The following is a 22,521-nucleotide window of genomic DNA, read 5'->3' on the forward strand; positions in this document are numbered from 1 at the left end:
GATGGGCTCATCAAGTGCAGTAGGGAGAAATTTAAAAACCTTAACTTCTGATAGTGTAATATATGGGCTTGCAAATGTTGTAACAAAATTTGCAGGGTTCTTTCTAATACCAATATACGCGCGTTACTTTACTCCAGCCGAATACGGCGTGATTAATCTTATCAACGCTACATTCCTTCTGACTTCTATTTTTTTAGTTTTTTCGTTAGACAGCGCATCAGCCCGATGGTTTTACGATTCCGCGAATCCCAATAACCAAAAGCAAGCCTTTGCTGGATGGTTTTGGTTTCAAACAGTCGTAGCATTGATTGTTATGTCTATCTTTCTTGCTACTTCAACAAAGGTTAGTCAACTGTTGACAGGCGATACAGATAATAAGATTAATATAATTATACCATCCATCGGCCTTACTTGCAATATACTGCCCAATATCGCTACGAACTGGTTACGAGTTCAGAGAAAAGCTAAAACAACCACTATCTTTAGCTGTAGCCTCGGCATTACAACAGTACTGCTGAGCATGCTTCTTGTTGTGTACTTTAAAATGGGAATCACTGGTACCTTAGCGGGTGTCGTAATTACAAATATTATTTTTTCTATTATTGCGGCTATTATCGTCAAAGATGTCATCAGCATCAGATACTTCAAGTTAATGGTGCTCAAGAACATGTTGAGGTTTGCCATGCCGTTAGTGCCAGCATCCATTGCATTTTGGTGCATCACTTCCTCCGCAAGCTACTTTTTAAACTTCTACACGAACAAATCCACCGTAGGCCTTTACAACATGGGTGTAAATATTGCTTCCGGTGTAGCTATTTTTACGGGGGCCTTCCAGCAAGCTTGGGGCCCCTTCGCCTATTCAATTGTTAATCAGCCAGATGCCAAGAATACCTATGCAAACGCGGGCATATTGTATACCACCATCATGTCTGTACTTGGCTTACTAGTGATCTTATTTAGCCCTGAAATTATATTAATCTTTACAACACCTGCCTATCTACCTGCAACTTGGGTAGCTGGTATTCTCAGTTTCAACGTGATATTCATTGGCCTGTCCTATGTAGCGACTCTTGGTATAACGATAGTAAAAACAACCTACCCTTATGCAATAGCTGTCATCAGCGGTGCTATCACTACATTGCTGCTATTTTTAACACTAATCCCAAATTTTGGTATTCAAGGTGCAGCTACAGCGGTTTTAGTCGGTCAAGCACTAGTAACATCCTATTTATTCTACAAGTCGCAAAAAGCATACTTCATTCCATATAATTTTTTTAACATATACATGACAATTTCATTATCAATATCTATAGGAATATGCTCACAGTATTTTATACAGGAGGTTAATACAATAAGTTTTATTTTCAAGGTTATAACAGTAATTTTATATCTAGGTCTGATTTTTATTCTCAATAGAAGGATAATTTTACAACTGATTGCCAAATTCAACTTGTCAAAATAGCGTTATAAATCTATGTGTGGTATTGCAGGAATCGTAACAAATGAAGCAAATGTATCTAGAGATAAATTGCAAGCAATGACTGATGTGATTGCTCATAGAGGTCCAGATGGCGAGGGGTTCTGGATTTCGGATGACGGTTGTGTTGGATTTGGCCACCGAAGGCTTTCAATCATTGACCTTAGCGATATGGGCCACCAGCCAATGCATTATCGCAATGGGAGATATACAATAACATTCAATGGGGAAATATACAACTTTGTCGAACTAAGGGAGCAATTGCAAAAATATGGCTATGCCTTTCAGTCTTCTTCTGACACCGAGGTATTACTTGCGTTGTATGATCGTCATAAAGAAAAATGCTTGCAGTATCTTGATGGCATGTTTGCGTTCGCGATATGGGATGAAGAGGAAAAAGAGTTATTCGTTGCCAGAGATCGCTTTGGAGAGAAGCCCTTTCACTACGCATACGTACCTAGAGAACTCTTTGTATTCGGATCTGAAATGAAGGAGCTATGGAGCTACGGGCTCCCTAAAGAAGTGAGTTACGATATGTTATACCGATATCTTATTAACCGAGATGTGCAGAACGCTAATGATCCGTCCCAAACTTTTTTTAAAAATGTTTTCAGGCTGCCAGCGGGCCACTACGGTAAGCTCAAACTATCCGAACTGCAATTTACAGTTGAGCGATATTGGGATATTGACTATCAAAATATAGACTATGGAATTTCGGAAAAAAGAGCGGAGAATGATCTACGCGAACTGATGTTCACATCAATCAACAGAAGAATGCGGTCAGATGTACCTATTGGATCAAGTCTTTCAGGGGGACTTGATAGTTCTATCATTGTTTGCGCCATAGATCATGTTTTCAACTCTACTATTCAGCAAAATACATTTTCAGCTCGATTTCCTGGGTTCGTAAAAGATGAAGGTGTTCACATTCAAAAAGTCCTCGATCAAACAAATGTAGTTGCTCATTTTACATTTCCCGATTATACAAAATTGATCAGCCATTTGGAGAAACTAAGCTGGCACCAAGAAGAACCTTTTTCGTCTGCCAGTGTGTTTGTTCAGTATGATGTCATGCAATTAGCAAAGTTAAACAATGTAACCGTGCTTTTAGACGGCCAGGGTGCAGATGAAATTTTTGCAGGATATCACTCCTTCTATCCAACACTTTTTAATGAATTAAAAAAGCGTAACCGGAGTATTTATGTTGAACAGTTAACACAATATCAGCAACTCCATCAAGATAACCGGATTAATTCTTTGGCTTACAAGCCAGGTATTACCGCTTGGGCAAAAGAAAATCTCAACAGCGCTTGGAAAAGTAGCCTTAGGAAAAAAATGCATCATTTCAGGCAAATAAGATCGCCCTTTCTCAACACAGATTTCTTTAATGCTCACAAAGACGTTATAACAGGTTTAAATACTAAATTTGATGGACTAAACCATGCTTTATATAACAGCACCACAGGGCCCGGGCTTCAGGAATTACTCCGATATGCCGACCGAAATTCTATGGCTCATTCTCGTGAAGTACGTCTCCCGTTTCTTTTTCATGACCTCGTTGAATTTGTATTTAAGCTTCCCGCCGAGCAGAAAATAAAGAATGGTTGGACAAAATATTTGTTACGCTCATCCTTTGAGCATATCATTCCAACTGATATAGCTTGGCGAAAAGACAAAATTGGATATGAGCCACCCCAGCAAGAATGGCTATCGTCCCCAACAATAACAGAACTGCTAGAACAACACAAATCGAAACTTGTAGACCTTCGAATTCTTCATAAAAACGTACTGAGCTCGGATGCCAGAAAAGAAACTGGCTCGGTCAAAAACAGCCGTGCATGGCAAATCTTAATGGCCGGAATGATTTTGCAGTAAATAGTAAGTAAAATTAAGTAAGTGAAAAAGATTATCTCAATTATTGGCGCTCGCCCACAGTTCATAAAACATGCCCCAATCCAATTAGCATTGGAGCGGGTTGCAATTTCCAGAACAATCCATACCGGCCAACATTTTGACGAAAACATGAGCGACATTTTCTTTAAAGAATTGAAAATGAACCCTCCAGACTACAAGTTTAAATTAAAGGGGAAGAGTCATGCTGAACAAACTGCTGAGATGATGGTTCAAATTGAAAAAATATTGTTAAACGAACAACCAGAAGCAGTACTCGTATATGGCGACACAAATTCCACATTAGCCGGAGCTCTCGCTGCTGCAAAGCTGCAAATTCGGTTGATACATATTGAAGCAGGCCTGAGAAGCTTTAACAGAGAAATGCCAGAAGAAATCAATCGGGTATTAACGGACCATGTCTCCGATCTCTTATTCTGCCCCTCCGAAACTGCTATGACTAATCTACGTGTCGAAGGGGTCACCCAAAACGTACATTTATGTGGCGATGTTATGAAGGATATGATAAAAATCGCAGAGCCTTTTCTGAAAAATCATTTGCCGGGAAAGCCATATTATTTTGCCACAATTCATCGTCCATATAATACAGACAATCCAACTAGGATGAAGGCACTCCTCGAGGCATTTCAAAATCTCAAGGCCCCGGTAATTTTCCCTGTACATCCGAGAACTACCGGCCGAATTACAGAGTTCAATCTTGATATAAACAGCTATCCAAATATAGTCTCGATTCCACCGGTTGGCTACTTCGACTCGCTCTCGTATCAACGCCATTCCAACGGGGTAATCACTGATTCAGGTGGAATGCAAAAAGAAGCCTATTGGCTCCGAAAAAAGTGTCTAACAATCAGAAAAGAAACGGAATGGATTGAAACGTTGGAGCATGGATGGAATCATTTGATTTATGATGACTTGGAAAAAATACAGGATTCACTCTTTATGGAAGTCCCAGGGCCAAATAATGACATGTTGTATGGGTCTTATACCAATTCGAATGAAATAGTACAAACCATTTATGATTTCCTCATCTAACAATATGCATATCCTAATAATCACCCATTATTTCCCACCGTTGAACGAAATCGCATCTATTAGGCTTTTTTGTTTTGCAAAATATTGGGAGCAAAATGGGGTTCGAGTATCGGTACTCACGACCAAAAAAAGTGCACCTGCCGATCTCAGTTATCAAAAAGATATTAGTCCAAGTATCGCAATATACGAACTAGAATATCGGAGAAAGTTCAGATTTCTGAACATCGCCTCAGAAAAAAAGACTTCCCCCCTATCGTCGGTCGAATTGCGGCCGAAGACATCTTGGCGCGCACTGCTGAAACGAGTTGGGCGCCATATTTATTACGGCCTGGGACTAAGTCAAATAGAACACCACAACTGGGTTAAAGTAGCTGCTGAAAAGGGAATCCAAATCTCTCAAGAAGAAAATATCACGCATATTTTCTCTTCATTTGGTCCGTCTCAAAGCCACGTAATTGCATCACGCATTATCAGCAAAATAAGCAATACCGCAATATGGGTAGCAGATTATCGGGATCTCTGGTCTCAAAATCACATCTATTCCACCAAAGGAATTTTTAACCTCATTGAGAAGGCTATTGAAAGGAAGGTACTTAGGCGGGCCAAGCTTATCACAACCGTTTCAGAACCGCTTCGCATTGCCTTATTAAATCTTCATTCCGACAAGCAGGTGATGACAATATACAATGGCTTCGATCCAGCGGATTTTCCTTCAACAATCACTCAAGCAAGGGCTAAAAAAAGGCAAACACCTATAAAAATCGCCTATCTGGGGAGAATATACCCTGGCTTTAGGGATCCCAGTCCTCTTTTCCAGGCAATCCGTGAACTTGAGTTAGCCGATAAGCTCGAATCTGGATCGCTGCTGATACAATTCTACGGAAAGTTTATGGGGAACCTCGAGGCCCTAATTGCCAAGTATAACGTAACCCAGTGGGTAGAGGTTGTAGGTCAGGTAGATTATAGTGAATCCTTACGGATACAAAGAGACTGCGATTGGCTTTTATTCCTTGAATCATCCCGCAGAGAAGCCGCAGGTGTTCTGCCTGGCAAGCTTTTTGAATACATAATGAGCCGTACTCCTATTCTCGGCATAGGAATTGATCCGTCGACGTCCGCCGGTGAACTAATTATCGAAAGCAATACAGGACTCGCCCTAGGAAACAACATTGCAACAATAAAAAATGCACTCCTTACCTCTGTACTCTCCTCTAACCATACGTATAGTTTAAATGAAAACTTTATGCGCAAATACTCGAGAAAAGTTCAGGCTGAGGAACTCCTGGCGGTATTAAAAAAAATAGGCCATTAATATGTTGGATATATCACATGAATCCTTTATCAAAAGATAAGATCAATGCGCTTTCCTTCAGAAAGAATGTCAGCAAATGGCTGGTAGTTACGTCTGGTATATATATGGTTGGGCTTCCACTTGGATTTCCCCATTTAATGTTTGTAGTGAGCGCGGTTTATCTTTTCATGGAAAAGTCCGTTCATGCATATTTTAACCGAACATCTTTTAATATTACAGTCATTGCACTGCTTTTTGCGCTAGTTCAGCTCTTAGTGGGCGCGAAACTCAAAAGTGAAATTAACTTTCTAACATCGGTTCTTGCGTTCCCAATTACCTATGAGTTGCTAAAAAAATTTTCGCTTGAGGGCATCATTGACATAAGTAAAAAGTTTATTCGTTTCAGTACATTCATGCTATCTGCGGAATTTGTCATCCGCTTTATACTTGCAAACTTATTTCCAACAAGCCCTGATTTCTATCGATTTAAGTTCCATAGTTTTATGTTCCAGGATACGAATTTTGCCGGAGCATTGATCCTCGCTGTCTATTTCTATGCATACTTCCTATCCAAGCGTTTCAAGATTAACCTAAAATTTTATACAACAATACTTTTTATTCTCGTTTTTCTGTCTTTTTCACGAGCTGCGATGCTTGCTCTTATGCTAACACATATTCTTTTTTTTCAAGTAAAGCTAAGCAATATTATTCCACAGATACTTAGCCGTTTAGCAGTAGTTCTCGGATTGGTATTAGTCGTACTTCCCTACATTATAGGACAGGCAATGGAGGATCCCAGTTTCCGAAGTAAATTATACATTCTCGGCCTTTACGAAAACAGCGGCGGATTATCTTCAGTGCGCATTCTCTTCGGAAACGGTATCGGGCAAACGGAGACCGTATTGGAAGGGCTTTATGCGCATAATATACTATTGTTATATTTCCTGGAATTAGGTATTATTGGCTGCATCGCTTATATACTACTGATTATTAGCATAATATATAAATCTAAAGGATACTCGTTATATGTATATATTCCCTTTTTGATTGCGGCTCTTTCTGCAGTCGGCCATGGTCTTCATTATCTTTACGTTGTGTTTGCATTATTGTGCCTGATTAGAGCTAAGGAAAAACAGGCTAATATCTAAAAGTACTCGGATGAAACGGCTATTGTTTATAATTTATTCATTAGAAAATCCAAGGGGCACGGAAAGGGTTACAACTACACTTGCTAACGAGTTATGTAGGCATTCCAGATACGAAATAACAATTGCCACTTTATATGGATGCGAAAGTTACTTCCCCCTAGACGAACAGGTTAAAGTTTGTCATCTTGAAAAACAGTATGGCCACAAATCCAAGGTAAGAAAGGCGTCCTATTTAATTGAAATGATCAATAAAGGACACTGGGATTATGTAATCGGGGAAGCCATGAATCTAATGACTTTCTTTTGCGCATACTTAACATACCGCGTCAAAGTGCCGGTAAAATTCATAATTCACGAGCATACAAGCTTTAACAATGCAGGTAGAATCATGCGGTTGCTAAAAATTCCCCTGTATAAGCGCTTTGATACAGTCTGCGTTTTGACCAATCACGATCTGCACCTGCTCAACAAAAAAGGAGTAAGCAATGCAGTTAGAATCAGCAATTTTTCTCCCATATTTCCTCCTTCGTTTCCACCATTACTGACTAGAAATAAGTGGATCATTGCAATAGGGAGTCTTACTTACGACAAGGGGTTTGAACGACTGCTGGAAATCTGGGCATTGCTTTATATGCGATATCCTTCATGGAAGCTATTAATTGTCGGCGATGGCGAAGAAAAGGATAATCTACAATCCCAAATAAAAGACTACGGTATGAGTATCAATAATTGTGAAATTATCCCACCATCCAAAAATATCAGCGACCTCTATGCTAGATCACAGATACTGGCCTCCACCTCCCGACTTGAAGGTCTACCCATGGTAATGATCGAAGCATTGTGTTTTGGATGTGCTTTAATTAGCTATGACTGTGAAACAGGGCCTAGGGAGATCATAAATCACGGTATCTCTGGTTATATAATACCAAACGGTCAAAAGCAGGAATATGTTTCGAGACTAAACGACTTGCTAGCACAAGAACAACTTCGATGCCAATTCTCTGAGAATGCGGCGGTAGAGCGCATACGGTATGAACCCGCCGTGATTGTGCAGGAATGGATTGACATTATCGAAAACTAACACATACTTCGTAAGAGAGATTGGCATCTACTTAGCAAATTTTTATATTTAGTCTCTAGAGTCGCATATTGCCTGCTCAATACCTTCTTTCAATTAAAACAAAGGGAAAGAAAAAGACACCCAAAAGAAAAATGTCATAAAATAGCAATACATAATCTTAAAAAAACAACGTTATTCAATAGCAATGATTAGTCCTACTTCTAGAAAAAAATGCTTATTGATTCTTCCAAGGATGCCCTTCCCTCCTTACTCTGGGGGAGCATTGCGATGTATGGAATTAGTGAAGATTCTACACAGACATTATGAGCTTCACCTAGTAATTATCACTGCTGAAAAAGTAGATTCTAATTCCGTCGAATTTATTACTGATCATTCTACATCATATAAGATATTTAGGCTTGGTAAACTCAGCGCCGTCCTCAACACATGGCGTGCCCTGCTTAACGGCCACCCCTTGCAGGTATCGTATTTCTACATGAGGCAAGTACAGCGTTACATAAACACATTGAAAAATGAAATCGATTTTGCTATTTGCAATATGGTTAGAACTGCAACATATCTACAGACAATGAAAAAGCCTGTATTTTTTGATATTGTTGATTCGTATGCTCTATCATACGATGACGCCTACAGAAAAACCAACTCGTTAATATACAAAGTCATTTACAAAATTGAAGCTGGAAGACTCAAAAGATTTGAGCAGGCAATAATCAAAAACACTGAAAAAACTTTTTTTGTCAATAAATTTGAAGCCGACTATTGGAAGAACGCTGGTCCCACTATTTGGAATCCTAACGGAGTAACAATCCCAAATCACTCTGAAAGCCTAGCCATTGAATCAAATAAGTATGGTGGAAAATTCATTGCATTCCTTGGCAAGATGGATTATCAGCCAAATATCGATGCAATCAACTGGTTCATTCAGCGAGTTTTCCCCTACTTGAACAAAGACATTTCCCTAGTAATATTGGGTACTTCTCCCAAGATCGACTTATTAAAAATGGCTTCTAAAGAAGCTCGCATAATAGTTACCGGATTTATTGAAAATCCATATGCAATTATGAAGCATGCCTTAGCGATTATTGCTCCCATGCAAACCGGATCTGGTATACAAAATAAAATCCTCGAAGGAATGTCGTTGAGTAAAATAGTAGTCTGCACCTCATTGGCAGCCAGACCTATAATTGGCGCCCAGCATAACAAGCATCTAATAATAGAAGATGAACCGTCAAAAATGGGCGACCTGATTAACCAAATATCCCTTCACCCCGCGCAATACGTCATTATTGGGGAAAATGCACGCAAATTGGTCAGCAGTAATTTCTCTTGGCAAAATCACGAAAACATCCTAATTAAAGAAATTGAAGATACAATAAACGCAAATACAATATCATGAAAATTAATATTATTGGAGGCTCTGGGTTCATTGGGACAAACCTCACTGATGCTATGATTAATGATTGGACTATTTTAAACTTGGACAAAGCCCTATCTTCTAAATATGATCATCTTACCGTAAAGGTAGATATTTGCAACAACAATGAAATTCAAAACAATATGCGTCTGGCGGATTGGGTTATCTTATTGGCTGCAGAACACCGAGACGACGTAAGTCCAATTTCTTTATACTACAAAGTAAATGTGGAAGGCACTGCAAATGTGTTAAAAGCAATGAACAGAGCTGGAATAAAAAAGATCATCTTTACCAGTTCAGTCGCCGTGTATGGTTTAAATAAAGATAACCCGGACGAATATCAGGAGGTTGATCCATTTAACCATTACGGCAAAAGTAAATGGGAAGCAGAAGAAGTACTGAGAACATGGTACCGCGAGGCCCCGGAAGAAAGAACTCTTATAATCATACGGCCAACAGTTGTATTCGGACCAGGGAATAAAGGGAACGTTTATAACCTCCTCAATCAGATTTCCAGCGGGAAATTTTTGATGATCGGCGACGGCAACAACAAAAAGTCAATGGCCTTTGTTGAAAATATCACAGCTTTCATCAAATTCTGCATAGTCTCTGATATGACCGGATATCACCTCTTTAATTATGCCGACAAACCCGACATGACAACCAATGAACTCGTATCCCAGGCAGAAAAATCCCTGGACAGGAAAATATTACGTTTAAGAATTCCGTATTTTATTGGCTATATAGGCGGTTTAAGTTTGGATATTATTGCCAAAGTCCTTCGGATGAAGTTTTCGATAAGTGCCGTAAGAATAAAAAAATTCTGTGCAACCACTCAGTTCTCTGCCGAGAAAGTGAGGCAATCAGGTTTCAAAGCCCCATTTAGCTTAGATGAAGGTCTGAACAAAACTATTTTAAGTATTCTTAAACGTACATAATAGATTCGTGCAAAAATCGTATTTGCGGGCCTATGTCCTCAAACATAAAGGCATAATTTTTGACATCTGTTGAAATCAAATCATCATGAATGAAGCAGCTTGCCCTGATATTAACCGTTTTAACACTCACTGTTCCCGCTGTCGGTCAGCAGAAACTACCAGTGATTGCCCCTTATCATGCAGAAAATATAAGGGAATTATATATCGATACTGTAAATCATCATACCGCATTAAGAAAGATTTTACATGAGGATACCAACGCATTGTATATCCAACAGGATACCACAAAGCAAAGCTGGTTTCACCGAAAGATTTTTAATGAACATCTTTTTGAGTTCCGTAAACCGGATTTCAATTTGTTTATAGACCTGGAAGGCGACTTTCAATTGGGAAAAAGCAGTCGCAGCAAAACTCTTTGGCTGAATACAAGGGGTATTCGTGTAATGGGCAATATCAGTCCGAAATTTTATTTTGAAAGTTCATTTTATGAGAATCAGGGTATGTTCCCTGTATACATCGATAGCTTTGTTGCGAGACGAAGAGTAATACCCGGACAAGGAGAGCCGAAAATCACCAACATTGGCAAGTCCTATGACTACGCTTATGTGAATTCACTTATTAGATACACCCCCTCCAGGTACCTGGCTTTTACAATGGGATACGGTACAAATTCCATCGGCGATGGTTATCGCTCCCTCATTCTCTCGGACATCAGTTTCAGCTACCCCTACCTGAAGATCACAGGCACTTTAGGCCAGTTCCAATACACCTCAATGTGGGCACAGTTTATGGATCTTGCTAGCAAATCGTTCGGGCAGGCGTACAATGATCTGGGCTATAGTAAAAAATGGGGCGTATTTCATTTCCTGGATTGGAATGCCAGCAAAAAACTCACTATCGGGCTGTTTGATGCCGTTATCTGGCCAAATACCGACTCTTCCGGCAGAAAACGGGGATTCGACTGGACATATATGAATCCCATCATCTTCCTCCGCCCCGCAGAATACTCCGCCGGCTCCTCTGACAATGCCATGGTGGGCATGAACGCCAAATTTAAACTGTTGCCGAAAACCATGGTATACGGCCAGTTTGTATTGGACGAATTCAAACTCAGCGAAATAATAAACCGCGATGGATGGTGGGCCAACAAATGGGCTTCACAAATCGGGTTCCGCGCGTTCGATCTTTTCAAGGTGAACAACCTGGATCTTCAAGGAGAATTTAATGCCGTGCGACCGTATACTTACTCATTCAGGAATACGTTCGCCAACTATGCTCATTACAATCAATCACTCGCACACCCGATGGGAGCCAACTTCCGGGAAGTCCTCGGTATCGCTTCCTACCGTTACAAACGCTGGTTTCTCAAAGGACAGCTTACATTTGCGCAGTATGGCCTGGATCCCGGAGAAGCGACCAATTATGGAGGTGACATTTTCAAGTCTTACGACACCCGTGCAAAAGAATATGACAATCGCATCACCCAAGGTGTTAAAACTGATTTCTTCTACGCTAATGGCTCCATCGCATTTGTACTGAACCCGAAATATAATCTCAGAATAGAAGCCATGGCAGCTTCGCGAAGCGAAAAAAACGTACTTTTCCATAATAAAGAGTTTATCTTTTCCGTGGGTCTTAAAACCTCATTCCGTCAATTTTATTACGATTTCTGATCCTCACGTATCCAGGCGGCGCACACTGGAAACGCTAGTTGGTTCGATGGGCTTAAATACCAAACGCCCCGGAGCACATCCGGGGCGTTTTATCTTTCGTAACCAGGGGAGACAAACAAAAGATACCATCTTACATGGAAAAAGGCCGTTGTTTCACTGGGGCATCCACATTGAATGAAATGCATCCTCCCGCTCTCCCCGGCTTGGTCATGTTCACAGGAAGCATACACGTAAGCTCCGTCACGTTTTGCTGATTCGTAAAAGTTCGCTGGATTTTAAAATAAGGTTCCCTTTAGCTATGGCCGTTCATATATTCTCCTTTATGAATATACGAAATAAATCTGAAAAAACACAATTAACTTCGCAGCATGCATTACGTAACGGTGGAAGGGCTTTCCAAATCCTACGGGGAAAAGCCCCTTTTTCAGAATATTTCTTTCCATATTGAAGAAGGCGACAAAATCGCCCTGGTGGCGCTCAACGGTTCGGGAAAATCCACCCTCCTGAAGATCCTCACCGGCCAGGAACACCCGGACGAAGGCAAAGTCTGGATCCACAAAGGTGTAACAGTGGTGATGCTGGAACAAACCTCCAACTTCCGTGAAAATCAATCGGTACTGGAAAACATCTTCGACCACGACCATCCCATTCTCAACGCCATCAAGGAATATGAGCACCTTACTGACCAGGAAGGGGAGCCTGACGCCCATGCCCTCACCACCGCCATCGCCAAAATGGACGAGCTCAATGCCTGGCACTTCGACGCTAAAGTGAAACAAATCCTCGGCAAACTCAATATCCACCACCTCGATCAGCCGGTGGGCACCCTCTCGGGCGGTCAGCAGAAAAGGGTGGCGTTGGCTAAAGTGTTGATAGACATAGGCTTTGAGCACAAACATACCCTCCTGATCATGGACGAGCCTACCAACCACCTCGACGTGAGCATGATCGAATGGCTGGAAAACTACCTCGATCAGGAAAATGTGACCCTCCTGCTCGTTACCCACGACCGGTACTTCCTCGACAGCGTGTGCAACGAGATCATGGAGATCGACAACAGCGAGCTCTACATCTACAAGGGTGATTACGAAAACTACCTCGAAAAGAAGGCCGCCCGTGAAGAATCCGAAAAGGCCAGCGTGGAGAAAGCCCGAAATACTTACCGCAAGGAACTGGAATGGATGCGCCGGCAGCCGAAAGCCCGCACCACCAAATCGAAGTCGCGGCAGGACGCGTTTTACGAAGTACAGGAGCGCGCCGCCAAACGCATCGAGCAGCAGCAACTGGAACTGAACGTAAAAATGACCCGCCTGGGCGGTAAAGTACTCGAGCTCAAAAAAGTGTACAAGGCTTACGGCAACCTCCAGATACTCAAGGGGTTTGACTATACCTTCAAAAAGGGCGAGCGCGTTGGCGTAGTGGGCAAAAACGGGGTGGGCAAGTCCACCTTCATCAACATGCTCCTCGGCACCGAAAAGTCCGATTCCGGCAAGATCAACGTGGGCGACACGGTTGTTTTCGGCAACTATTCCCAGGAAGGGCTCATCGTGAAGGAAGACATGCGGCTGATCGAGTTCGTCAAAAACATCGCGGAAAACTTCCCCCTGGCCGACGGCACCAAAGTGAGCGCGGCGCAATTCCTCAACCTCTTCCTGTTCCCCCCGGAAAAACAATACACCTATATCTCAAAACTGAGCGGCGGGGAAAAACGCCGGCTCCACCTGCTGTCGATCCTGTTCAGGAATCCGAACTTCCTCGTGCTCGATGAACCGACCAACGACCTCGACCTGCCGACCCTCAGTATCCTGGAAGATTTTCTCCAGAACTACCAGGGCTGCATAGTGATCGTGAGCCACGACCGGTATTTTATGGACAAACTGGTCGACCACCTGTTTGTGTTCGAAGGGAACGGCGAGGTGCGCGACTTCCCGGGCAACTACACCCAGTACCGCGAATGGGAAAAAGACCAGGAAAAAATAAAGACCGAGCAGCCGAAACCGGCCGAAGCAGCGGCGCAAACCGCGCAGGAATCCAAAGCCCGCAAAATGTCGTTCAAGGAAAAGCGGGAACTGGAACTGCTTGAAAAAGAAATCGAGGCGCTGGAGCAGGAAAAGAAGAAACTGGACGATCAACTGGCTGCCGGCAACCTGCCCTTTGACCAGTTGAACCAGGCCTCGCTCCGGATTGGCGAAGTTATACAGCTGCTCGATGAAAAAGGGATGCGCTGGCTGGAATTGAGTGAGCTATCCGCATAAGAACATGCAGTATCGGCAACATTGTCCATTACGAAAGGGCCTCCGGTAAATACCGGAACGGCGCCGTTACCCGATAAAAGTCTTCGTCATGAGTCCAGAGCTGGCACGAACTGCCTGGACAAATAAGGTCATCCTCACCTCGGTAAGATGCACAGGCAAGGGCCTTAAATGTCCACCAGGAACCGGGAAGCATTTCCGTTCAATAATCCTGACATACAACTTCATATAAAAGCTGCCGGCACCACCGGCAGCTTTGCCGTTTAGGGAATCTCAGATTTTATATTAGTTTTATCTGTTAAACCGTTACCTGACTATGAACCAAAATCAGCGATTTCTTTCCCTCGATGTATTCCGCGGCCTCACTGTGGCCTGTATGATACTCGTCAATACCCCCGGCAGCTGGGCCAAAGTATACGGACCGCTGCTCCATGCCAAATGGCACGGCTGTACGCCCACCGACCTGGTGTTTCCCTTTTTCCTGTTCGCGGTAGGCAATGCGATGAGTTTTGCCATGAAGAAGTTCAACACCATGAGCAACGGCGCCGTGGTGGGAAAAATCCTCAAACGCACCGCCCTCATTTTTGCGATTGGCCTGTTTTTGAACTGGTTCCCCTTCGTGAAATACGACAGCGAGGGGAATTTCGTGCTGAAAAGCCTGGAAACCCTGCGGATCATGGGTGTATTGCAGCGCATCGCCCTTTGTTACGGCATCGGCGCCCTGCTGATCCATTTTCTGAAACCCAAAGGCGCCCTGATCGTCACCTGCATCTTCCTGCTGGGCTACTGGGCTATCCTGTGGTTCCTGGGCGGCAACGACCCGTATAGCCTCGAAGGACACATAGGCCTGCAGGTCGACCTGGCGATACTTGGCGAGAGCCATATGTACCGTGGGGAAGGATTGCCCTTCGAACCGGAAGGCCTCCTTAGCACGCTGCCCTCCGTCGGCAACGTGGTGTTCGGCTTCCTCGTGGGACAATACGTGCAGCAAAACCGGCACGCCAAAGGCATGCTGCTGAAGCTCGTGATGGCCGGCAGCATCCTCATCGTACTGGGCATCCTCTGGGGCACGGTATTCCCCATCAACAAAAAAATCTGGACCAGTTCCTATACCCTCTACACCGTAGGCATCGCCACCCTGCTGCTCTCCATCCTGATTTACCTGGTCGAGATGAGAGGCTGGCGGCGCGGCACCTACTTTTTTGAGGTGTTCGGTAAAAACCCCCTGTTCATTTACGTGATGAGCGGCGTGGTAGTCAAGCTGTATTTCCTCTTCCGCATCGGCGAAAAGAACGAGAATCTTTACAGCTGGCTGTACAATCATGTGTTCCAGCCCGTTTTCGGGGACTATCCCGGCTCGCTACTGTTCGGCATCTTCCACGTGCTGCTGCTCTGGCTGCTGGGATGGTGGATGGATAAGAAGAGAATCTATGTCCGCGTATAAGCGTTCGATATAAGGGAAAAAGGGGCCGGGATGTACATTCCGGCCCCTTTTCTTTGAAAATTGCCGGTACGTCAAGCAGGGTACCCTATTCACCCGGGATCAGTGGTTTGCCGGTAAAGGACGGCGTTGGAAGCATGGTTATAAATGCTATTTTTGTCGCGGCTAAATTGTCAGCGTACATGAAAAAAGCATTAATCACAGGTATTACGGGCCAGGACGGTGCATATCTCACAGAATTACTGCTGAAGAAAAACTACGAAGTGCACGGTATCAAGCGCCGTACCTCGCTTTTTAATACAGACAGGATCGATCATCTGTACCAGGACCCTCATGAGAAAAATGTGCAGATGACGCTGCACTACGGCGACCTGGCGGATTCCACCAATATTATCCGCATCATCCAGGAAGTGCAGCCTGATGAGATTTATAACCTCGGGGCCATGAGCCATGTACAGGTGAGCTTCGAAACACCGGAATACACAGCCGATGTAGATGGCATCGGCACCCTGCGTATCCTGGAAGCAGTGCGCCTGCTGGGGCTGGCGCAAAAAACCCGCATCTACCAGGCATCCACCTCCGAGCTGTATGGCCTGGTGCAGGAAGTGCCCCAATCCGAGAAAACACCATTTTATCCCCGCTCACCATACGCGGTCGCCAAAATGTACGCTTACTGGATAACGGTGAACTACCGGGAGGCTTACAATATGTTCGCCTGCAACGGCATCCTCTTTAACCACGAAAGCCCTCTGCGCGGTGAAACCTTCGTGACCCGCAAGATCACCCGCGGCGTTGCCAAAATAGCACTGGGCATGCAGGATAAACTGTACATGGGCAACCTGGATGCGAAACGCGACTGGGGCCACGCCAAAGATTACGTGAAAGCGATGTGGCTCATCCTCCAGCAGGATACACCGGAAGATTATGTGATCGCCACCGGCATCACCAATACGGTGCGTGATTTCATCCGCCTCAGCTTTGCGGAAATCGGTGTGGAACTGGAATTTACAGGCAGCGGCGCAGCCGAAAAAGGTATCGTAAAAACCAGCACCAATCCTGCTTACCCGCTGCAACCGGGCCAGGAAGTGGTAGCCATCGACCCGCGATATTTCAGGCCTACGGAAGTGGACCTGCTGATCGGCGACCCTACGAAAGCCAATAAACAGCTGAACTGGCAACCGGAATACGACCTGCAGAGCCTGGTGAAAGAAATGGTGGCGGCCGACATCGAGCTCTTCCAGCGCGAAAAGATCCTGAAAGACGCCGGTTTCAAAGTCTTAAACCAGTTTGAATAATCTCCATGCAAACACACGAAAAAATATATATCGCCGGCCACCGCGGCATGGTAGGCTCCGCTATCAAAAGACGGCTGGAGAAAGCGGGCTTCACCAACTTCGTGACCCGCACCTCTTCCGAACTGGATTTGCGTGATCAGGCGGCCGTAGCGGCCTTTTTCAAAGAAGAAAAACCGGATTATGTATTCCTGGCGGCGGCCAAAGTAGGCGGCATCGTCGCGAACAATACCTACCGGGCCGAGTTCATCTACGACAACCTGATGATCCAGAACAACGTGATCCATCATGCCTATGTCAACGGTGTAAAGAAACTGATGTTCCTCGGCTCGTCCTGCATCTATCCCAAGCTGGCGCCACAGCCCCTGAAGGAGGAATACTTCCTCACCGGCCTGCTGGAACCTACCAACGAGCCTTACGCCATCGCGAAAATAGCCGGCATCAAACTCTGCGACGCCTACCGTGCGCAGTACGGCGCCGATTTTATTTCAGTGATGCCGACCAACCTCTATGGCCCGAACGACAATTACGACCTGCAGAACTCGCACGTGCTGCCTGCCCTGCTACGGAAGTTCCACGATGCAAAGGCCAACGGGGAACCGGCGGTGACCATCTGGGGCACCGGCACACCCCTGCGCGAATTTCTGCACGCGGATGATATGGCGGACGCCTGTTATTTCCTCATGCAGCATTATTCCGAACCGGGGCCCATCAATATCGGCATTGGGGAAGACCTCAGCATCGCCGACCTGGCGCGCATGATACAGAAAATCACCGGGTACGAAGGGGAACTGAAATTCGATACCTCCAAACCCGACGGCACCCCACGGAAACTGATGGACGTTTCCAAACTGACGGCGCTGGGATGGAAGGCTTCCATCCACCTCGAAGACGGGATTTGCAGCGTGTACAAAGAAAAGTTCTGAGTAACAACATACTAAAAAGGGCAGACCGTGGAGGTCTGCCCTTTATTTTTTGAATATCCTATCCCGAATTTGCAACATAATTGCACCTGTGGGTATCTACGCTTCATCTATACTGGGGCTGTGCTTCATCTACGGCGCATCCCCGGAGGGGCTTTGGAGGGGCTCTACTAAACCATTGTCTATCAACTACTTCAAAACCCCTAATCCTCCCTGGGCCCGCTTCCATCCGCCATCCGCACGATCTTCGGGTAAAATTTACCCACCACATCCACCAGCGCGGTTTGCGCGGCCATCACTTCCTCGATGTCCTTATAAGCGCCGGGCGCTTCGTCCAGGCCACCGCCGATCAGTTTCACTTTATGCGCCGCCAGTAGTTTAGCAAGCTCGTGCCCGGTGAACGACTGCGTGGCTTTGGAACGGCTCATCTGCCGTCCCGCACCGTGACTGGCCGAATGCAGCGAAGCCGCTTCGCCCCGCCCACGCACAATGTACCCGGGCGCCGTCATGGAGCCGGGAATCACGCCCATCACACCTTTACCGGCCGGCGTAGCGCCTTTGCGGTGAACGATCAGTTCTTCGCCGTTGTGCACTTCCTTCCAGGCGAAGTTGTGGTGGTTTTCCACCCGCGCCAGCAACTGTCCGCCCACGGCTTTGATCAGGCGTTTATGGATCTGGTGATGACAGGCGGAAGCGTAGTCGCCGGCGAGGTTCATCGCCTGCCAGTATTCCTGCCCTTCTTCGGTATCCAGGTCCAGCCAGGCCAGGTACTGCACTTCGCGCGGCAGCTGGCAGATCTCGCGGGCGAGTTTGGTGTAGTGCCCCGCAATCTGCGCTCCCAGGCCGCGGGAACCGGAGTGGCTCAGCAAGCCCAGGTATCGGCCGGGCTCCAGGCCTTGCCATGGCTCGGCGATATCTACCAGCCCCCATTCCACGAAGTGGTTGCCGGATCCGGACGTGCTCAGCTGGGCGGCGGCTTTGTTATGCAGGTGCTTTAACAGCCCGATCTCGTCAAAGAGCGGGTTTTCCAGCACGGCATCTTCCAGCCGCGGTTTCCATTCTTCACCGGCGCCGAATACGGTACCGGCGATCAGCTCGCGCTTGAATACCGATGCATTCTTTTCCAGCAGGGGGGCCGGGATGTCCAGGATGCTCAGGCACATCCGGCAGCCGATGTCTACCCCCACCCCGTACGGGATAACGGCATTTTTGGTGGCCAGTACGCCCCCGATGGGCAGTCCGTACCCCTGGTGCGCGTCGGGCATCAGGGCGCCGGCGGCGGTCACGGGCAGGCGCATGGCATAATCCATCTGGCGAACGGCCCCTTCGTCGATGAATTCGCGGCCGTAAACGCTGTACGGCAGCGGCGTTGCATTGATCGGAATTTCGATGGGCTCTTCCACGATCAGCTTTTCGGCAATGCGGCCGAGATGTTCTTCTTCTTTGTACGCTTCGGGGTGCTGCAGCACCTGCTGCAACAGTTCCAGCGCGGCTTCCTGTTTGTGGTGCTTGTAATGCTGCTCCATCACGGTAATGGCCACGCTGATCACCGGCCCTTCGGGGTATCCTATGTTGCGGAGGTCTTTCCCCCGTAATTTTAATTTTGCCATGTTGTTTTACACTTGCAGTGCAGCCCGGAAACCGATCTGCACTTTTGGGATCTCAAATGATTTTTCATGCTGGTTCGCGATTTCCGCAAGGGTCATAGCCCTTGTGATAACGGTATCGAAACCCAGCTGGGCCGACAGGCGCTGTGCGCGGTCTGCAGGTAATGCTTTGAACTCGTATTGGGCTATCAGCCTGCCTTTGCGCAGCAATGCGCTGTCGATGGCGGACAGGACGCTGTTAAATGTACAAATAACCTGCACATTCAGACAGTCGGCCAGCAACCCATCGGTCAGGTTCAACAGGTTCGACACGGATGAGTTCTGGCTCAGGCCGCGGTCGGCCAGGATGTTCTCCGCATCTTCGATCACCACCACACTGTCCGGGTAGCTCATCAGCAATTCGATAAACGAAGGGCTGGTGAGCTGTTCCGCCACCAGGGGCGACAGGAACAGCACCCTTTTTTTCAGCTTGCCGATCAGGTGCCGCAGGTAGGTGGTTTTGCCCGTACCCGGTTTGCCATGCAGCAGCACCAGTCCTTTGTCTTTCCGTTTATTCAGCCGCTGATGCACCAGTTCGTCGATGGCGCGGAAGTCCGCATCGTAATACAGGTCGAGGTTGAGCTTTGCGCGTTTGATCTCCATGCTTTTCAGCCGGAGGGCGCCGCCGTCGCTCACCACCAGGTTGATCTCATGCGGTTCTTTTTTGTTCCGCATTTTAAACGGGGCGAGGAAAGCGGTCAGTTCCTGTACCAGCGCCTCATCTTCGGCGCCGTGCAGGATTTCCGCGTAATGTTCATCGAACTCGATCATCACCGGCGCATCCCGCATGATGACGATCATCCGGTCGTAGTCGTACCGCCGGGTTTTACGGTTGTAATCCCGGTAGGTATAGATATCCTCGATGCAGCCGGCGAACGCTGTTTTCAGCTGTTCAAAGGCCTTGCGGAAGTTGAGCTGGTAAATGCTGCACACGTTCGCGGGCTTACCAAAAGACTGCAAATACAGTGCCTTGGTGTCGGTATAAAAGCCGTCGCACAGGTTCGCATGTGCCACGATTTGTTGTAGATCTTTGTTTTCCATGCTGAGGAATTTAAGGATGGATCCGGCCCCGGGCTTTTCCCGCGGGCACGAACCCATCGTAGTTTGTTTTTGTGAATCCGGTTTCCAGAGAAACACGATCCCTTTGCCTGCGGGACACCGGCGTTTGTGAAGCCCGGGACAACAGCCATAGCCGCCAGCTTGCTCACATTCCCGCCGGGGTACGTGCGTTTGTGAAAGACACGAGATATCGACCGTAGCCTGTAGCTTGTTCACTTTCCATCGGGGTTGAGTCACGTATCCCCCTCTTCAAGCTCCCGCCATTGCACCGGGGTACGCCGCAGGCGCGGCACATCGCGTTTGGTGTGATGGCGCCATGTATAACTGCGTCCCCGGAGGCGGCTCAGGGTGCCGCGCAGGGCATATCCGTCGAGGTAATTGTCGATTTCCTTCATCCGCTGTTCCAGCAGCACGCTTTCGCGGCGTACGCGGTGGATCATGTTCGGCCGCAGCTGGAAGCACCAGGCGTCGGAAAACACGTATTCCGTTTCGAAGCGTTTGGTGTGCCCGTTCCAGTGCTCAACGGTATGGAACTTGCGCAGTTCCCATCCGGTAAGCTCCATGCGTTTGAATGCCATGGCGGAAAAGGTGCGGAGGTGCTGCTTTCGGGGCACCTGCTTTTTCCGGCCCTTCATTCTTTTTTTCACGAGGAATTTCCGGTCGTGGTGCGTCTGCACGGTATTGATCTTCTCCAGCACCTGCCGGTAGAAGTCTGCATACCGGCTCCAGGCCACGTCTTCGCGCAGCACGAACGTACGCTTCCATCCTCTCATCAGGGGCGGGTCAAGGGCCACAAAACCAAGGTCGCGTTGTTGCCGCCACAATTCGGTGGATTCGCGGTCAAGTTTGCGTAATTGTTTTTCCCGGCCGGTCTTTACCGCGCGTTTCTTCGCCCGGGCCGGCCGTATGCGGAAGGAGAGCAAGGAGTAGCCTTCCTCCGTTGTCGTCGTATAGTCCATCATACCTGATGTTGTAGTTCAGTGATAATACCGCCAGACGGATGTTTCTGTTGGTGTTGTATGTGGACGTATTACTTTTTCTCATTGTTGACATGTTTTAAAAAATGGGATAAAAAAAGCTCCCGCCAAAAGCGGGAGCCGGGTTGACTCTTTACTTTTTTGCGTAACTCGTTTATACCGCCACCGCGCTGTCTTCATACTGTTCGCGCAGTTCCAGCATCTGTGCCTGGTGACGTTCTATATGTTTGGTGAGGAAGAAGATATACTGGTATATATCCAGCTTCCCCAGGTTGTTGACGGTCATCATGGTTTTAACCAGCCTGCCTTCCCCGTTTTTGAGAAGACTGAGGTTATACATGCATTGTGCAAACTGTTGTTTGAGCAACATCCTCACTTCGTGCAGATCGCGGTCTCCGGCGGGTTCCAGGTGATCGGGGTTTACCCATCCGAACGACTTGCTGCTTACGATTTCGATCTGCCGGAATTTTTCCTCATAATCATGCGGGGGCATGATGATCAGGCCATCGAGCTTGCGCTCCAGCGCCCTGCGGGTACTTTTATTGATGGTGAGTAAAAGGAAATAATTGGTCAGACTAATGTGCTCCAGCACTTCGCGGATATTCCACTGGTTGTCGGAGGGTTTATAATCCAGCAATGCTTCATCCTTTTGGAACCAATTGTCCAGTTCCCGGAAATTGTTGATCAGGGCCTCTCTTACGAATTGTACTACGTTTCTCATTGCTCTTGTTTTTGGGGCAATCACTTTTTCACAAAAGCGTTTACCTTGTTATATATAGATGTTCATTGGTTTCATTTTCCATATGGCCTGTAAAAAATAAGCCCGGACCGCGTTTCAGCGGTCCGGGCTATTAAGAATGTTCCGTTTTTTTCCGTTTACATTTTAACACACCTTTCCCGCCGGTATTGTATGGCATACAACACCTCCGGCGCCTTTCGCAGGCACGGCTCTACAGACAGTGTAAT

17 protein-coding genes are annotated in these 22,521 nt (G+C 46.4%); 13 read left to right on the plus strand and 4 right to left on the minus strand.

Annotated features, from left to right (window positions below; genetic code table 11):
* Window position 1: 1 nt before the first annotated feature.
* The 13 genes from EGT74_RS06750 (at window position 2) to fcl (ending at window position 17,876) form a co-directional block, all read left to right on the plus strand.
* Window positions 2-1,462, plus strand: coding sequence for a lipopolysaccharide biosynthesis protein (locus EGT74_RS06750; protein ID WP_123845753.1), 1,461 nt, complete (start codon window positions 2-4; stop codon window positions 1,460-1,462).
* Between the two features lie 12 nt (window positions 1,463-1,474).
* Window positions 1,475-3,352, plus strand: coding sequence for an asparagine synthase (glutamine-hydrolyzing) (gene asnB / locus EGT74_RS06755; RefSeq protein ID WP_123845754.1), 1,878 nt, complete (start codon window positions 1,475-1,477; stop codon window positions 3,350-3,352).
* 21 nt (window positions 3,353-3,373) lie between these two features.
* Complete coding sequence (wecB, locus tag EGT74_RS06760) at window positions 3,374-4,420, plus strand: non-hydrolyzing UDP-N-acetylglucosamine 2-epimerase (protein WP_123845755.1); 1,047 nt, start codon at window positions 3,374-3,376, stop codon at window positions 4,418-4,420.
* Between the two features lie 40 nt (window positions 4,421-4,460).
* On the plus strand, window positions 4,461-5,732 hold the full coding sequence (locus tag EGT74_RS06765; RefSeq protein ID WP_123845756.1) for a glycosyltransferase family protein: 1,272 nt from the start codon (window positions 4,461-4,463) through the stop codon (window positions 5,730-5,732).
* A 17-nt stretch (window positions 5,733-5,749) separates the two neighbouring features.
* Entirely contained in the window at window positions 5,750-6,859 is a 1,110-nt protein-coding gene (locus EGT74_RS06770) for a hypothetical protein (RefSeq protein WP_123845757.1), read from the plus strand.
* 10 nt (window positions 6,860-6,869) lie between these two features.
* The gene (locus tag EGT74_RS06775) at window positions 6,870-7,940 is read left to right on the plus strand and encodes a glycosyltransferase family 4 protein (protein WP_123845758.1); all 1,071 of its coding nucleotides are present in this window, start codon (window positions 6,870-6,872) and stop codon (window positions 7,938-7,940) included.
* Window positions 7,941-8,211: 271 nt separating this feature from the next.
* The gene (locus EGT74_RS06780; protein WP_158618040.1) at window positions 8,212-9,336 is read left to right on the plus strand and encodes a glycosyltransferase; all 1,125 of its coding nucleotides are present in this window, start codon (window positions 8,212-8,214) and stop codon (window positions 9,334-9,336) included.
* On the plus strand, window positions 9,333-10,292 hold the full coding sequence (locus EGT74_RS06785) for an NAD-dependent epimerase/dehydratase family protein (RefSeq protein ID WP_123845760.1): 960 nt from the start codon (window positions 9,333-9,335) through the stop codon (window positions 10,290-10,292). The genes EGT74_RS06780 and EGT74_RS06785 overlap by 4 nt, the downstream gene beginning before the upstream one ends.
* Window positions 10,293-10,381: 89 nt before the next feature.
* Entirely contained in the window at window positions 10,382-11,965 is a 1,584-nt protein-coding gene (locus tag EGT74_RS06790) for a hypothetical protein (protein WP_123845761.1), read from the plus strand.
* A gap of 368 nt (window positions 11,966-12,333) precedes the next feature.
* Window positions 12,334-14,220: an ABC-F family ATP-binding cassette domain-containing protein gene (locus EGT74_RS06795; RefSeq protein WP_123845762.1), complete on the plus strand. Its 1,887-nt coding sequence runs from the start codon at window positions 12,334-12,336 to the stop codon at window positions 14,218-14,220.
* 313 nt (window positions 14,221-14,533) lie between these two features.
* Window positions 14,534-15,661 carry an acyltransferase family protein gene (locus EGT74_RS06800; protein ID WP_123845763.1) on the plus strand — a complete coding sequence of 376 codons (1,128 nt, stop codon included), beginning with the start codon at window positions 14,534-14,536 and terminating at the stop codon, window positions 15,659-15,661.
* A gap of 179 nt (window positions 15,662-15,840) precedes the next feature.
* Entirely contained in the window at window positions 15,841-16,953 is a 1,113-nt protein-coding gene (gmd, locus tag EGT74_RS06805) for a GDP-mannose 4,6-dehydratase (protein WP_123845764.1), read from the plus strand.
* Between the two features lie 5 nt (window positions 16,954-16,958).
* Window positions 16,959-17,876, plus strand: coding sequence for a GDP-L-fucose synthase (gene fcl, locus EGT74_RS06810; protein WP_123845765.1), 918 nt, complete (start codon window positions 16,959-16,961; stop codon window positions 17,874-17,876).
* Between the two features lie 200 nt (window positions 17,877-18,076).
* On the opposite strand, the gene EGT74_RS06815 is transcribed toward fcl, so the two are convergent.
* The 4 genes from EGT74_RS06815 to EGT74_RS06830 form a co-directional block, all read right to left on the minus strand.
* The gene (locus EGT74_RS06815; protein WP_123845766.1) at window positions 18,077-19,483 is read right to left on the minus strand and encodes an RtcB family protein; all 1,407 of its coding nucleotides are present in this window, start codon (window positions 19,481-19,483) and stop codon (window positions 18,077-18,079) included.
* Between the two features lie 6 nt (window positions 19,484-19,489).
* Complete coding sequence (locus EGT74_RS06820) at window positions 19,490-20,560, minus strand: AAA family ATPase (RefSeq protein WP_123845767.1); 1,071 nt, start codon at window positions 20,558-20,560, stop codon at window positions 19,490-19,492.
* Between the two features lie 251 nt (window positions 20,561-20,811).
* Window positions 20,812-21,540: a hypothetical protein gene (locus EGT74_RS06825; protein WP_123845768.1), complete on the minus strand. Its 729-nt coding sequence runs from the start codon at window positions 21,538-21,540 to the stop codon at window positions 20,812-20,814.
* A gap of 169 nt (window positions 21,541-21,709) precedes the next feature.
* Entirely contained in the window at window positions 21,710-22,276 is a 567-nt protein-coding gene (locus EGT74_RS06830; RefSeq protein ID WP_123845769.1) for a DinB family protein, read from the minus strand.
* Between the last annotated feature and the right edge of the window lie 245 nt (window positions 22,277-22,521).

It is taken from the genome of Chitinophaga lutea (assembly GCF_003813775.1).
In the GTDB taxonomy this organism is placed as follows: domain Bacteria; phylum Bacteroidota; class Bacteroidia; order Chitinophagales; family Chitinophagaceae; genus Chitinophaga; species Chitinophaga lutea.

Bases quoted from the DNA above. Each gene is read 5' to 3' on its own strand.
- EGT74_RS06750 (WP_123845753.1), top strand. From the start codon at position 2: ATGGGCTCATCAAGTGCAGTAGGGAGAAATTTAAAAACCTTAACTTCT.
- asnB (WP_123845754.1), top strand. From the start codon at position 1,475: ATGTGTGGTATTGCAGGAATCGTAACAAATGAAGCAAATGTATCTAGA.
- EGT74_RS06770 (WP_123845757.1), top strand. From the start codon at position 5,750: ATGAATCCTTTATCAAAAGATAAGATCAATGCGCTTTCCTTCAGAAAG.
- EGT74_RS06775 (WP_123845758.1), top strand. From the start codon at position 6,870: ATGAAACGGCTATTGTTTATAATTTATTCATTAGAAAATCCAAGGGGC.
- EGT74_RS06780 (WP_158618040.1), top strand. From the start codon at position 8,212: ATGGAATTAGTGAAGATTCTACACAGACATTATGAGCTTCACCTAGTA.
- EGT74_RS06785 (WP_123845760.1), top strand. From the start codon at position 9,333: ATGAAAATTAATATTATTGGAGGCTCTGGGTTCATTGGGACAAACCTC.
- EGT74_RS06790 (WP_123845761.1), top strand. From the start codon at position 10,382: ATGAAGCAGCTTGCCCTGATATTAACCGTTTTAACACTCACTGTTCCC.
- EGT74_RS06795 (WP_123845762.1), top strand. From the start codon at position 12,334: ATGCATTACGTAACGGTGGAAGGGCTTTCCAAATCCTACGGGGAAAAG.
- EGT74_RS06800 (WP_123845763.1), top strand. From the start codon at position 14,534: ATGAACCAAAATCAGCGATTTCTTTCCCTCGATGTATTCCGCGGCCTC.
- gmd (WP_123845764.1), top strand. From the start codon at position 15,841: ATGAAAAAAGCATTAATCACAGGTATTACGGGCCAGGACGGTGCATAT.
- fcl (WP_123845765.1), top strand. From the start codon at position 16,959: ATGCAAACACACGAAAAAATATATATCGCCGGCCACCGCGGCATGGTA.
- EGT74_RS06815 (WP_123845766.1), bottom strand. From the start codon at position 19,483: ATGGCAAAATTAAAATTACGGGGGAAAGACCTCCGCAACATAGGATAC.
- EGT74_RS06820 (WP_123845767.1), bottom strand. From the start codon at position 20,560: ATGGAAAACAAAGATCTACAACAAATCGTGGCACATGCGAACCTGTGC.
- EGT74_RS06825 (WP_123845768.1), bottom strand. From the start codon at position 21,540: ATGATGGACTATACGACGACAACGGAGGAAGGCTACTCCTTGCTCTCC.
- EGT74_RS06830 (WP_123845769.1), bottom strand. From the start codon at position 22,276: ATGAGAAACGTAGTACAATTCGTAAGAGAGGCCCTGATCAACAATTTC.